The organism is Sphaerochaeta pleomorpha str. Grapes (genome assembly GCF_000236685.1).
GTDB classification, from domain to species: domain Bacteria; phylum Spirochaetota; class Spirochaetia; order Sphaerochaetales; family Sphaerochaetaceae; genus Sphaerochaeta; species Sphaerochaeta pleomorpha.
In genome coordinates this window covers 2890913-2903355 of the sequence record NC_016633.1, presented here as the reverse complement: position 1 = coordinate 2903355, position 12443 = coordinate 2890913, and the positions used below count along the sequence as shown (strand labels likewise).

General features: G+C 46.2%; 13 protein-coding genes. 4 read left to right on the top strand and 9 right to left on the bottom strand.

The window, feature by feature from the left end; all coding sequences use genetic code 11:
* Window positions 1-60: 60 nt before the first annotated feature.
* The 8 genes from SPIGRAPES_RS13185 to SPIGRAPES_RS13150 form a co-directional block, all read right to left on the bottom strand.
* Window positions 61-1062: a sialic acid TRAP transporter substrate-binding protein SiaP gene (locus tag SPIGRAPES_RS13185; protein WP_014271245.1), complete on the bottom strand. Its 1002-nt coding sequence runs from the start codon at window positions 1060-1062 to the stop codon at window positions 61-63.
* Between the two features lie 63 nt (window positions 1063-1125).
* Entirely contained in the window at window positions 1126-1848 is a 723-nt protein-coding gene (locus SPIGRAPES_RS13180; protein ID WP_014271244.1) for a FadR/GntR family transcriptional regulator, read from the bottom strand.
* Between the two features lie 145 nt (window positions 1849-1993).
* Complete coding sequence (locus tag SPIGRAPES_RS13175) at window positions 1994-2449, bottom strand: NanQ anomerase/TabA/YiaL family protein (RefSeq protein ID WP_014271243.1); 456 nt, start codon at window positions 2447-2449, stop codon at window positions 1994-1996.
* 63 nt (window positions 2450-2512) lie between these two features.
* On the bottom strand, window positions 2513-2899 hold the full coding sequence (locus SPIGRAPES_RS13170; protein ID WP_014271242.1) for a DUF3795 domain-containing protein: 387 nt from the start codon (window positions 2897-2899) through the stop codon (window positions 2513-2515).
* A 10-nt stretch (window positions 2900-2909) separates the two neighbouring features.
* Window positions 2910-3992, bottom strand: coding sequence for a LacI family DNA-binding transcriptional regulator (locus tag SPIGRAPES_RS13165; RefSeq protein ID WP_014271241.1), 1083 nt, complete (start codon window positions 3990-3992; stop codon window positions 2910-2912).
* Between the two features lie 93 nt (window positions 3993-4085).
* Window positions 4086-5183, bottom strand: coding sequence for an ABC transporter substrate-binding protein (locus SPIGRAPES_RS13160; protein ID WP_014271240.1), 1098 nt, complete (start codon window positions 5181-5183; stop codon window positions 4086-4088).
* A 61-nt stretch (window positions 5184-5244) separates the two neighbouring features.
* Window positions 5245-6489, bottom strand: a complete 1245-nt coding sequence (locus SPIGRAPES_RS13155) for an ABC transporter permease subunit (protein WP_014271239.1) — start codon at window positions 6487-6489, stop codon at window positions 5245-5247.
* 13 nt (window positions 6490-6502) lie between these two features.
* The gene (locus SPIGRAPES_RS13150; RefSeq protein ID WP_014271238.1) at window positions 6503-7999 is read right to left on the bottom strand and encodes a sugar ABC transporter ATP-binding protein; all 1497 of its coding nucleotides are present in this window, start codon (window positions 7997-7999) and stop codon (window positions 6503-6505) included.
* A gap of 251 nt (window positions 8000-8250) precedes the next feature.
* Between SPIGRAPES_RS13150 and SPIGRAPES_RS13145 the strand changes: the two genes are divergently transcribed.
* Window positions 8251-9108 carry a PhzF family phenazine biosynthesis protein gene (locus tag SPIGRAPES_RS13145; RefSeq protein WP_014271237.1) on the top strand — a complete coding sequence of 286 codons (858 nt, stop codon included), beginning with the start codon at window positions 8251-8253 and terminating at the stop codon, window positions 9106-9108.
* A gap of 158 nt (window positions 9109-9266) precedes the next feature.
* Here SPIGRAPES_RS13145 and SPIGRAPES_RS13140 read toward each other — a convergent pair whose 3' ends face one another.
* Window positions 9267-9449: an SHOCT domain-containing protein gene (locus SPIGRAPES_RS13140; RefSeq protein WP_050805777.1), complete on the bottom strand. Its 183-nt coding sequence runs from the start codon at window positions 9447-9449 to the stop codon at window positions 9267-9269.
* A 337-nt stretch (window positions 9450-9786) separates the two neighbouring features.
* Between SPIGRAPES_RS13140 and SPIGRAPES_RS13135 the strand changes: the two genes are divergently transcribed.
* From SPIGRAPES_RS13135 to SPIGRAPES_RS17370, 3 genes are all read left to right on the top strand, one after another.
* On the top strand, window positions 9787-10485 hold the full coding sequence (locus tag SPIGRAPES_RS13135; protein WP_014271235.1) for a response regulator transcription factor: 699 nt from the start codon (window positions 9787-9789) through the stop codon (window positions 10483-10485).
* Window positions 10475-11905, top strand: a complete 1431-nt coding sequence (locus SPIGRAPES_RS13130) for a sensor histidine kinase (protein WP_014271234.1) — start codon at window positions 10475-10477, stop codon at window positions 11903-11905. The genes SPIGRAPES_RS13135 and SPIGRAPES_RS13130 overlap by 11 nt, the downstream gene beginning before the upstream one ends.
* Before the next feature lie 123 nt (window positions 11906-12028).
* Complete coding sequence (locus SPIGRAPES_RS17370; RefSeq protein WP_014271233.1) at window positions 12029-12409, top strand: heavy-metal-associated domain-containing protein; 381 nt, start codon at window positions 12029-12031, stop codon at window positions 12407-12409.
* Window positions 12410-12443 lie beyond the last annotated feature (34 nt).

Below are 12443 nucleotides of genomic sequence, written 5' to 3'. Positions count from 1 at the left end.
AATGATTCATGAAAAAATCCCCGGGACAGGAATCCTGTCCCGGAAATAAACGCTGGTAGATTATTTCGCTGCTTCCTGGACTTTCTTGAACATATCCATGTCCCAGCTCTTTGCATAATCACTTGCAAGATAGAGGGGAAGAACATGCTCACTGAAAGCATTGATGTCAGCATAATAGACTTTCAAACCCTGGCTCTTGAAGAATTCTACCAATTCAGCTTCTGCCTTCAAGTTGGTTTCGTCACAATACTTGATACCTGCCTTGACGCCTTCCATTACCCAGCCTTTCTGCTGTTCGGTGAGGGACTGCCATTTTTTCTCGTTGATGGCGGGCCAGACACTGTCAACCAGGTGGTTGGTGATAGTAATAGACTTAGTGACTTCATAGAACTTGGCGTTCTTGTCTGTCGGGAGAGGGTTGTCCTGACCGTCGACAGTCTTGGTCTGCAAAGCCATGTACAACTCACTGAAAGAAATCGGGGTGGGGTTTGCACCAATTGCTTTTCCAAGGAAAATCCAAGAATCGGAATTGGGCATTCTGAGTTTGATCCCTTTGAGATCCTCAGGGGTCTTGATGGCTTTGTCTACTACCAGGTTAATCTGCCTTGTTCCGAGATATTCGGCACCAAGGGGACGAATTCCCTGTTCCTGGGCAATCTTATTGAATACTTCTTGTCCGATGGGTCCATTGAGTACTGAGGTCATGTGATCATAGCTCTTGAACATATAGCCAGCTGTGAACATAGACACCCAAGGGGATCCATCAGTCAACCAGGAAGCACTGGTAGCAGTAATATCTGCCTGCCCGCTCTTGACTGCAGAGACTTCCTGTTCCTGCTTGAACAAAGAAGCCGAATCATAGGTAAGAACCTTAATCTGTCCATTGGAAGCCTTCTCTACCGTTTCCTTGAATACTTTCATGGCACCGGCATGGGCATCGGTTGGAACAGCAGTCATGGTATAGACCAATTCGACAGGTTTTGCGCTTTCGGAAGCACCCTGGGCAAATGCCATTGGTAGAGCCATGGCAACCAGTAACAGAACGATAGTAAGCTTTTTCATCTGTTTCCTCCTAATTTGTCCAGCATCTGGCTGGAAAAACATTGAAAAAATTATATAACCCGGTCAAGACCGAGGTTTCCTGGATAAGCGGGAATCAAATTCCCGAACGTTGTCTCGGGAAGCTGCCAAGTGCTCTCCCATTGCCTTTGCGGCCTTCTCTGGCGAATGACTTTTCAGTGCTTCAACAAGTAGGCTATGCCTATGCACCCCGTCTTCGATACCGCCGGGAAGCAATACACCTTTTCCCATATAGTCAGGCAACAAGGGAGCAATGACTTGAAGAAAGGTTTCAAGCAATTTGTTTCCACTTGCCCTTGCTATGCCTATATGGAACGCGCTGTCTTTCTCGACACGTTGTTTCAGGGATAAAGAAGCATCTTTCATCGAATCCGCAATGGCTTCAATCTCCAGAAGTTGTGCGTCGGTTGCATTTTTAGCTGCCAATTGGGCTGAAGAAATCTCGAGCATCGACCGCACTTGAGCCAGATCATCAGAGGATATATTGCCCATCTGCATGATTCTGTTTACCGCTTGCATAATGGTATCGGTCTCAGGTTTGGTAACATAGGACCCATCACCATTCTTCATGACAACCAACCCTCGTTCCTGCAACAGCTTTAAAGCTTCTCGAATTACCGGTCTACTGACATTGTACTGACGCGACAAAGCCAATTCAGAAGGAAGCTTCTCATCGATTTTCGATAATTTGGAGGATAGGATCACTTCTTCTAGGTGTTCAGCCACTTGCTGGCTTAGGTTTGTCCTGACTAATGTAAAATCTTCCATTCCCCATCCAATCCTTTTGTTAAGCAGTAAAGCTGTCTTACAGGTTAATAGTTACACAGCTTTTTCCTTCTGTCAAACTTTTTTATTAAAAAAAACACGCATCCTCAGACGCGTGCTTACAAGCAAATAATATACTTTTGATTCTTCAGTCAACCAGAATCTTGAAAACCACTTTCTTTACCTCGCAAAAGGTACTGTCCGTCAGATTGGGAGCATGGGGTTCACCTGGCAGGAAAAGGGCAAACGTATCATCACTTGCATGATAGGAGACCAAGGAAGCTCCACTAGCCATCAAAGCGTCATTTTTCTCGTCATAGGCCATTGTCTCGGTCAACGCTGTCCTTTTTGCAATATCCATTTTCTCAGAACCTTGCAACAGAATCTGTACATCTGCTTCCCTTCTATGGATTTCATACTCACCGGGGAAATCCTGTTTGGTCCCGTAGGTAAAGACATTATACCTGACCCGCTCATCATCGGTTGTATATTGTCCCAACGCGATAGAGTCGAGGATGCCGCTCTCTACTATCTCTACGACTTTCCCAAGCGCCGGAAGAAGGGGAATATATCTGTGCATTTCTGAAATCTGATCAATAATCATGGAGGTACCTCTCATTTCTTTCTGCAACGTAGCATATCGCAAGAAATCGAAGTGAAGAAGGGGTCAGAGATATTCTTTCCCATATAAAATCAAATCAAAAAGCTCTTTTTCGGTAGTTTTCGTATCATAATCCCCTGTCAATTTTCCCGGATAATGATAGACAATTCCTTCTTCCTCATTTCTCTGCAGACATGCAAACAATTTCTCTTCCCCGTAGAGGGCCAGAAATCTGGAAAAGGCGAGTATCCTGGGCTTGTCAAGCATGCTTCCCGTGCAGGGGAATTGATCGCACTGATAACAGCCATCCAGTCCTTTTTCTTTGCAACAGAGAAAATTTTTGCACCACTGCTTATCCTTACAACCCTCATTACGACATCCCGGGCAGTCAGCATTTTCACTGCACACACAGCAGGCAAGGCCGCAAAAGGCAAACCCTTTTTCTCGTTCCATGGCAAACCCCCTAGCAATTCACCTGTGAAGAGGCTTTCCCAGAATCCTGAATAGGAAACTGCAACTGAGGCGTAGCGTTGGCATGCATAACCTTGATTTCAGGTTTAAAAAGAATCTGCTGGGGAAAACCTTCCCAGTCATCATCGAGACGACGGAGCAACAATTCTGCCACCGATTTCCCGATCTCCTCCAAAGGCTGGAATACTGCATAATGGCAGAACTGGAGTAAAGGGGAATAGGAAAGGTAGTCGAAACTGGCGAATACCAGAGAAGGACGATTCCCCGGGGAAAAGGTTTCCATCAAATACGTCGTAGCCCCTAGGTGGAGCAAATCGTTCGCAATGAAGAAAGCCTGTGGATGATCTTGCTTTTGCAGTATCCGCTGTATGGAGGAGTAGCCGCTTTTCTGATCCATCGCACCTTCGAGAAAAACATATTCCCCCTCTACAGTAAGATTTGCCTCTTCCATCGCATTGAGATACCCTGCATACCGTTCTTTGGCAGTAGGGATGTGCAGACTCCCGCCTATGAAACCAATCCTGGTGAAACCTTCCTGCACGAGTGCCTTGATAACCTGCTGGACACCGTATCGGTTATCGGTAAGAACCGTATCGGTATGTAATCGTGGAAGCTGCCTGTCTACAATTACCATTGGGATACTTGACAACATCTTCCCCTGGAAATGATCACTGACATCACTGACCGGGATTATTACCAATGCATCGACAGTGCGTTCCATCATAACTTGTAGTTTTTTTTGTTCTTCCTCAACCGAGTTGCTTGAAGAACAGATAACCATCGTATACCCACGTTGAGAAAAAACCTTCTCCATCGATTCCAAGACTTCCATGAAGAACGTATTGGAAAGTTCCGGGGCGATTATACCGATAGTCCTTGTATGTCGAATTTTCAAAGACCGGGCAACCTCATTTCGGGTATACCCCAATCCAATCATTGCGGCGCTCACTTTTTCCCGGGTTTTAGGTGTCACCGTCAAAGAATCGTTGATGACCCTCGATACCGTTGCAATCGAAACCCCGGCACACCGAGCAACTTCCCTGATGGTTATGGGGTTTTCTCCCTCACGTTTCATGATTCTTGCTCCTATGCCTAAAAAAGAAGGATAGGGATCCGACTTACTTTTGTAAAGGACCCCTATCCCCATTTTACTCAGAAAGACTTTCTGTTAATCGTAGAGAAGTCCCTTGATATCATCATTGTCCATGTTGGTCTTGTCATAGAACTTTGCACCGGTGTCAACATCGGCAACTGGCTCGCCCTTATAGGCCTTATAAGCCAACTCAACTGCCTGGTAACCAATCGAATACGGGTCTTGGGTAATGGAACCAAGGAAATAACCCTTACGTACCGCATTCTTTTGACCAGCTCCAGCATCATACCCGATTACGACAACATCTTTGTAATTGGGGTTGGATTTCAACATTGCACCATCATTGGTTGCAGCAAGCAAACCCTTGACAGTAGCTTCGTTGGAACAGAAAATACCGAGTACATGGTCGGAAACGATTTTATTGAGCACAGCCTGAGAGGCGTTGGTGGCATCGGTCATTGCCGATGAAGCAGGAACTACCATCTCAATGAGAACTTTCTTTCCCATCGTCGGGCTATCTGCAGCGATATAGGCAGTGTTACCCATTACCTTGATATCGTTTTTCGTCAGTTTGGTCTGGGTGGTGATAAGCTCTACCATGGTATCGCGGAACCCTTTTCCCCTGCTTAGCAATGATTCGCCGGAAGCATCCTGATTCAGTACGACAATCTTTACAGGCTTTGCATCGGTTGCCATTTCAATCTTGGGTTTGATCACTTCAAACATTTTCTTTGCGGCCATACCGGCTGCATTGTAATTGTCTGTGGAAGCATTTGCCCAGATGGATCCTTTTGGGGCCTCTGGAACACCAGAGTCAAAACCGATTACCGGAATACCCTTTGCCTGGATTTCCTGAAGCTGGTCAAGGACGCTGCTTGTATTCAAAGCTGCCAAGGCAATTGCCACTGGGTTCTTTGCCATAGCATTATTCAGCATCTCTACCTGGATCTGGACATCGCTTTCCGACGGTGGGCCCTCAAAGGTAATATCCACGTTGTACTTGGCAGCGGCTGCATTAGCCCCCAGTTTTACCTGTTGCCAGAAATCGTGTTGTTCACCCTTTGAAACAACCGCAATGTACGGTTTTCCCATTTCCTGTGTCGCTTGGGCAAAAATCGGAGCAAACGAGGCTAGTACAACCAAAGCTAGCAGAACAACCAAGGTCTTTTTCATGTGAACCTCCTGTTTCTCCCAAAAGCATACGCCTTCGGGTTTTCCCCTATCTATAAACAGCCTAGGATTTCTCGTCCCTGACTGTCATCTCAAACTCTTTTTCCTCAAGGGCCAAACGTGCTTTCTGCTCTTTTTCCTCCTTTCTCATTCTGGCATACGTCTTTTTCATATTGACCCTGATCTGTCTGATCTCTTGTTGAATCTTTGTTTTTTCCTCGCGGGAAAGCTCTTTCTCCAAGCGCTGTTTCAAAGTATCGATCTCATGCAAGGACTCCTCGCGGAATTGGTCCGCCGGAGTCTGTATTCTCACTTCCGAGGCCTTTTTATTCCGGTAGATATCAAGCAGAACTGCCCCGATTACCACTACACCGGTAAAGAATGTCTGATATTGGGCCTGAAGGTCCATGGAAGGAAGCCCCGAACGAAGCACGCTCATGATATAGACACCTATCATGGTACCCAAAACCGAGCCGGCACCTCCGCTAAGCGAAGTACCCCCGATAACAGCCCCTGCGATGGCATACAATTCGAATCCAGCCCCTTGGGCAGGCATAACAGTCGTATATACCGCAGCAAACGCGATACCACCCATCCCGGCAGTAAAACCAGCTACTACATAGGCCATCATTTCCCATTTTCGAACATCCACCCCTGAAAGCCTGGCGGCATCCTTGTTTGAACCGATGGCAAAGATATACCTACCCATCTTTGTCCTGTTCAAAAGAAGATAGGCAATGAAAGCTGTCAGGAACAAGACAATGGCCCCTGTGGGAATCGAAGCGTTGTCTTCTGTGATGAATTTGAAGATACTCTTGAACCAGCTGTCTGATGCACCTCTGGCTGGAAAGGTTGCACTCCGGACGTTGGAGACTATCGAGCCGGTACCAAGGCTGATCATCTGGGTCCCCAAAGTGGCTATGAACGGGGGAAGTCCCAACCGAGAAATGAGAATTCCGTTGAAAAATCCGAAGGCAACGCCCACAGAGAGGATGAGCACCAGAGACAGCCACATGGGCCAGCCCCATGACTTGTAGGCAGTTCCCCCAATGATTGCAGCACACATCATCACAGTGCCACAACTCAGGTCTATCCCACCGGTTATAATTACGAACGTAACCCCGATGGCAATAAATCCAATATAATAGGAAGAATCGAGGATGTTTACCAAAGTGGTGAAGGAGAAGAAATTTCTCCCGAACAGCGAGAAAAATGCATAGATGATTATCAATGCCAGAGGAGCAAGGAGCTTCTGCATATTGATGAAACTTTTCTTCTCTTGCAAATCTACAGTGTCGTTGTTATCCATACCTGCCACACTCCTATCGGGAAAGCGTTGCCAAACCCATTATTTTTTCCTGGGTTGCTTCCGCTATGTCAAGGATTCCGGTTATCCTGCCTTCGCACATCACCACAATCCTGTCGCTCATTCGCAAGACTTCCCCCAATTCTGAACTGATCATGATGATCGATTTCCCTTCCTTGACCAATTCATTCATCAGAGAATAGATTTCGCTCTTCGCCCCTACATCAATACCCCTGGTCGGCTCATCGAAAATAAGAACGGAACTATTTTTTATCAGCCATTTTGCAATGACTACTTTTTGTTGGTTTCCCCCCGAAAGGTTTTTGACATATTGATGTAGCGAGGGTGTCTTTATTTTCAATTTCTGAACATATTCCCCGGTAGCTTTGACCAGGTTTCTGGTATGAAGCAAAAACGTGGGGGTAAGTTCCTCATAGGAAGCCATAACGGCATTGTCCATTACAGGAAGCCTGATAGCCAGCCCAAACCGTTTCCGGTCTTCCGAAAGGTACCCGATTCCATTCTTTACTGCGTCCATCGGACTATCGATATATATTCGATGACCCTGTATTTCAATTATTCCGGTTGCTTTGTCAGCACCATATAAAGCCCTGGCGGTTTCGGTCCTTCCCGCCCCCATCAGACCGGCAAAGCCAAGTATTTCACCCTTATGCAGCTCAAAACTGACATCTTGGACAAGATTACCTGCGTTGAGATTAGCAACTTTCAACACCACAGGAGCGTCAGGGGGAACATTGCTATGACTCTTGGGTTGTTCATAGATGACTCTTCCGACCATCATGTTGATCATTTCTTCTTTGCTCAGTTCACTGGTTTTTCTCGTTCCTACAAGTTCTCCATCCCGCAATACGGTTACCCTGTTGGAAATCTCGCCTATCTCGTCGAGACGATGGGAGATATAAATCATGGAAACGCCTTTTGAGGCAAGGTCCCGCATAATAGTAAAAAGGTCTTCGATCTCCCTGTCCGTCAGGGCTGCGGTCGGTTCGTCAAGGATCAACACCTTGAGATTATAGCTGACAGCCTTTGCTATTTCGACCATCTGCTGTTTCCCTACGGTGAGTTTGGCAAGTTTCAATTCAGGATCGATGTCCATGTGCAGTTTTGCAAGCAATTGGCGGGCACGGTTGTTTTGTTGTTTCTCATCGAGGAACAGTCCATTGAGCTTGGTAGATTCCCTGCCGATGAAGAGATTCTGGGCAACGGTAAGATGGTCCATCATATTCAATTCCTGGTGGACAATTGCAATACCGGCATTAAGGGCCTGTTTGGGACCGCGGGGGTTGAATAACCTGCCCATATAGTGAATCTCCCCCGAATCCTTGGGAAAAATTCCCGTGAGGGCTTTCATGAGAGTTGATTTACCTGCACCATTTTCGCCAACAAGCGCATGGATTTCTCCCTCATAGAGGTCGAAATCTACTTGTTTCAGAGCATGCACACCGGAAAAGCGCTTGTCTATGGCTTTCATTGACAACACAACATTGTTCAAAGCCACTACTCCTTTATTTAAAAACCACACCACTACAATTCACGGATTAGAAAAAAGCAACACACCCAATATCTTATAAAGAAATCATTACATGTAAAAAAGCAGTTGTCAATATTTATTGTAAACGTTTACAGTATAATAAATCACATTTATCTTTCGCACATCCAATTTCTTTAATAATTTTTTTTGCCTACAAGTTCTCCATTATGGTAAACTTGCGAAAACAACCAGGTAGGGGTTCAATATAAATCATGCAATTCTATCAAGTGGATGTATTCTCCCAGACTGTTCTGGGAGGGAATGGATTGACTGTCGTTTTGGCCGAAGGATTTCTCGATGAAAATCTGATGCTGAAAATCGCCCAGGAGTTCAAGCAGTTCGAGACTGTGTTCGTTTTCCCCCAGGAGAATAACATTTTTCCGTTGAGAATATTTACCGTCCAGGAGGAACTGCCCTTTGCAGGGCATCCCATCCTCGGTACGGCTGGATTGCTGCATAGGGTTCTCTATCCCGGAAAACGGGAAATAAACCTATCGATAAAACTAGGCAACAGGATAATTTGCGTTACCTCAAGGGAGGAAGGCTCCTTTCATTCGGTCGTCATGAACCAAGGGAAACCCCAGTTTCTGGGTTTGGTTGACCGTAACCGGTACGCTTCGATTTGTGCATCAATTAGCTGTTCTGAAAAAGACCTGTATCCAGGGTATCCCTTGGAAGTAGTCTCCACAGGCCTTCCCTATCTACTGGTTCCCATACGGGGCGTTCTGCCGAACTTGCACATTGCCAATCCTGATTTCGAGTCCTTGCTTTCCGGTTTCGGTGCAAAATTCGCTTATGTCTTCGACCCTGAATCGATGGAATGCCGGTCTTGGGATAACAGTGGTATCTTTGAGGATAGTGCCACAGGAAGTGCAGCGGGTCCTTTGGTCGCCTATTTGGTTTCCCACGGATACAAGGAACGCGGAAAGCCAATCATGATCAAACAAGGTCGTTTCGTATACAGGCCAAGCATACTCACCGGGTGGATGGAATCGGGGAAACCGGGCAATATTTTCATTAAGGGTGAGGTGGCCCTATTTGCCTCGGGTACCCTGGTAGTTCCCCAATGAAAAAATGAGGCAACCTGCAGGGTAAAATAATTCACCACTGCAGATTGCCAAAATTTTGTTGAACCGGAGAGAATCCACAAGCCATATAAGGCAAGTGGGGGTACCCTCTCACTGATGCATATAGGAAACAAGCAGGAGGAACACACCCTTTCAGGTTACTACTCCTGCAAATCCTTTTTCATTTGCAAAAAATCCGCTTTCGAAACTTCGCCACTTGCATACCGTTTCTTGAGCAATTCCAGGGCAGTTGCCGAGGAAGAGGTTTTCCGTCCTGGAACATCCAGGTACCGAACCAGAAGCAAAATGACAATAATCGGAATAATTACCATAAATAATCCCATCGTAATACCTCCCCAGCCAGATCGTCCAAAATATCCCAGACAATAACTACCGAACATAGGCAATCCTCTTCTCGTAATGAGATTCGATTCGCTTCGATACAAGGCCTTGGGAGGTCTGTTCGAAATTCCTGCAAGAATGATGATTCAGCACATCTTTGTCCTTACTGCTATACTATATATTCTATTTTGATGAATGCATTATGAATGGATAATAGCAATTGGATGAATGGGTGCTTTCAAACAGATTAGAAAAAACATGCCTTTGCCCCTCGCCCTTGACAAGATATCTTTTCCTGTCAATCCTTACGATAACAATAGGTATTAAGGAGGATACAACATGACACAGACGATTCTCATTGCAGACGATGAACCAAAACTTGTAGCACTGGTTTCAAAATATTTGGAATCCGAAGGGTTTTTGGTAATCGCCTGCCAAAATGGAACCGAAGCCATGGAAGCTTTTCACAGGCATTCACTCGACTGCCTTATCCTCGATATAAATATGCCTGGCCTCGATGGGCTCTCCGTTGCCAGAGGAGTTCGTAAAGAATCTGATATCCCGATCATCTTTCTTTCTGCAAGGACTGAGGAAATCGACAGGATTGTCGGCTTCGAACTCGGAGCTGATGACTATATCCCCAAACCATTCAGTCCAAGGGAGATGGTTGCACGGGTAAAAGCAATCCTCAGGAGAAAAGTACAGAGCCCTGACAAGGAAACGCCTGTGATAGTGCATGGTCCCATCACAATAAATATTCCCAAAAGGACTATAACCGTAGAGGGAAAACCTGTCGAACTGACTGCAGCCCAGTTCGACATCCTGGTTTTCATGACCCAGCAACCGGGAAGGGTGTGGAGCAGGCTCGACCTGCTTGGAGCCTCTACCGGTTCGGCTTTCGAGGGGTATGAAAGGACAATCGATGCCCAGATCAAGAATATCAGGAAGGCCCTTGGCGATGAAAGCGATAAATCCAGGTTCATCGAGACCGTACGCGGTATAGGGTATCGTTTCATGGAACAACCCCATGAAGCTTAAATATCGTCTCCCCCTCTATTTCTTGCTGGTAGTGGCGATTCTGACCCTGTTAAACTCATTTTTGATTCTACAGACTACCGATGACCGATTCCGCACTTTCATTTTCAGCGGAGATTCGTCAAAGGCAGAGGTCTATGCTGGGTTGCTTAGTGAATATTTCGAGGACCAGGGTTCTTGGGACAATGTCCAAACATTTATCATGGAACTACCCGAGATGATTACCAAAAATCTCGATGAAGGCATGTTCGGAACAATAAAATCCTTTTCAGAGAGCCATTATTACCAGCCGATGGTGGAGAACCTTTTCTCCAACCGTGTGGTTTTGGCAGACACCGAAGGATATATTGTTGCCGATTCGGCAGGAAAGTTGATAGGGACCTCTCACCCTCAGCGACATCTCTCCCATGGCATCCCTATCATGACTGTACAGGGGAAAAAGGGAGTTATACTTGTCGGTTCCATGGTTGACACGTCGCTCACGGACACTGATGAACTATTTCTCGCTTCCATCAAGCGGTCCCTCCTCTATTCCTCATTCTTTTCCGTACTGATTGCCCTGGCAGTAGGGATCATGTTATCGATACACCTCACCAAACCGATGGCAGAGTTAGCCCAGAGAGCAAGGGAAATTGCACTTGGCAACCTTTCTACCCCCATGGACATCAAGGGGAATGATGAGCTTGCAGAGCTCTCCCAGGCTTTTAATGAAATGATAACTGAATTGAAAAAACTCGACACTGCAAAAAAACAGGTAATTGCCGATGCTGCCCATGAGCTAAGAACCCCTGTCACTCTCATCCAGGGAACCATCGAAGGGATGCTTGACGGCATTCTTTCCTTCGACCAGGAAAACCTCAAATCGGTACTCGAGGAAGTTCTCAGGCTCTCCCTGCTTATTGAGACGCTTCGTGAACTGGAACTCATCGATGCCGGGGAACTGAAGCTTTCCAAGGAACCCATCGATATCCGTTCTTTGCTTTCCAAATCCCTTGCCCTGTTTGTCCCTGTTGCAAACGAAAAGGAGATAACCATTTCCTTTAAACCTTGTTTGGGCAACCCAGCAACTACCTATGGCGATTTTTTTCGACTACGGGAAGTTGTCGACAACTTGATTTCCAACGCAATCAAGTATACTCCGACCGGAGGACACATCCAAATCCAGGAAGAAAAACCTGCAAAAAACCTCGTTCGGTTCAGTATCGACGACTCAGGGCCTGGAATTGATATTTCTGAACGCGAACGGGTCTTTGAACGGTTCTACCGCATAGACAAGTCCCGTTCTTCCGCTTCCGGCGGGCGGGGGCTTGGCCTGGCGATATCCTCCGAAATCGTAAAAGCCCATGGAGGAAAAATAACCATTGGCTCTTCTGATCTGGGCGGTGCACGCTTTTGTGTTGATTTACCTGTACGAAATACCTGAGATACTTTGCCTTTATCAGGAATATAAAAGTCTCACACTGTTCACCTGCTGTTCACGGTAGGGTCATAAACAGGTAGTACCTTTCTTTAGGGACCCAGTCCAGACAGAGGGAGAAAACAAGACATGAGAAACGCTAGCAATCCGATCGAAGTGAGAGGCTATCCCTTTTTTACCAATTTTTTGCAGATTGCGTACCGGGTTTGGACAATGCAGAGCGTTTCCCGCTGGCTCAAGGGCTTCTTCAAAAAAACTGAAAAAACGGTAGAAACCAATCAAATGGAGCACTATCCATCTAAAAAACTCCTTATTATCGAAGGGATGAACTGTGGCCATTGCACGATGAAGGTAAAGGCAGAGCTCCTGGAGGCAGAAGGGGTACAGAGGGTCCAGATTGACCTGACGAAAAAAAGCGCGCTGGTCGAAGGATTTACCTTGCAAAACCAAGCGCTTATCCACGCAGTCGCTATAGCCGGTTATCAAGTAACCCAGATACTGGGACATTGAAAAGAGGAGCTCTCTCTTGCATAAAGCAAACAAG

What these genes read in the sequence shown, in the direction of transcription:
- SPIGRAPES_RS13130 (WP_014271234.1), top strand. Translation starts at nt 10,475, where the DNA reads ATGAAGCTTAAATATCGTCTCCCCCTCTATTTCTTGCTGGTAGTGGCG.
- SPIGRAPES_RS17370 (WP_014271233.1), top strand. Translation starts at nt 12,029, where the DNA reads ATGAGAAACGCTAGCAATCCGATCGAAGTGAGAGGCTATCCCTTTTTT.
- SPIGRAPES_RS13160 (WP_014271240.1), bottom strand. Translation starts at nt 5,183, where the DNA reads ATGAAAAAGACCTTGGTTGTTCTGCTAGCTTTGGTTGTACTAGCCTCG.
- SPIGRAPES_RS13170 (WP_014271242.1), bottom strand. Translation starts at nt 2,899, where the DNA reads ATGGAACGAGAAAAAGGGTTTGCCTTTTGCGGCCTTGCCTGCTGTGTG.
- SPIGRAPES_RS13155 (WP_014271239.1), bottom strand. Translation starts at nt 6,489, where the DNA reads ATGGATAACAACGACACTGTAGATTTGCAAGAGAAGAAAAGTTTCATC.
- SPIGRAPES_RS13135 (WP_014271235.1), top strand. Translation starts at nt 9,787, where the DNA reads ATGACACAGACGATTCTCATTGCAGACGATGAACCAAAACTTGTAGCA.
- SPIGRAPES_RS13180 (WP_014271244.1), bottom strand. Translation starts at nt 1,848, where the DNA reads ATGGAAGATTTTACATTAGTCAGGACAAACCTAAGCCAGCAAGTGGCT.
- SPIGRAPES_RS13175 (WP_014271243.1), bottom strand. Translation starts at nt 2,449, where the DNA reads ATGATTATTGATCAGATTTCAGAAATGCACAGATATATTCCCCTTCTT.
- SPIGRAPES_RS13145 (WP_014271237.1), top strand. Translation starts at nt 8,251, where the DNA reads ATGCAATTCTATCAAGTGGATGTATTCTCCCAGACTGTTCTGGGAGGG.
- SPIGRAPES_RS13140 (WP_050805777.1), bottom strand. Translation starts at nt 9,449, where the DNA reads ATGGGATTATTTATGGTAATTATTCCGATTATTGTCATTTTGCTTCTG.
- SPIGRAPES_RS13165 (WP_014271241.1), bottom strand. Translation starts at nt 3,992, where the DNA reads ATGAAACGTGAGGGAGAAAACCCCATAACCATCAGGGAAGTTGCTCGG.
- SPIGRAPES_RS13185 (WP_014271245.1), bottom strand. Translation starts at nt 1,062, where the DNA reads ATGAAAAAGCTTACTATCGTTCTGTTACTGGTTGCCATGGCTCTACCA.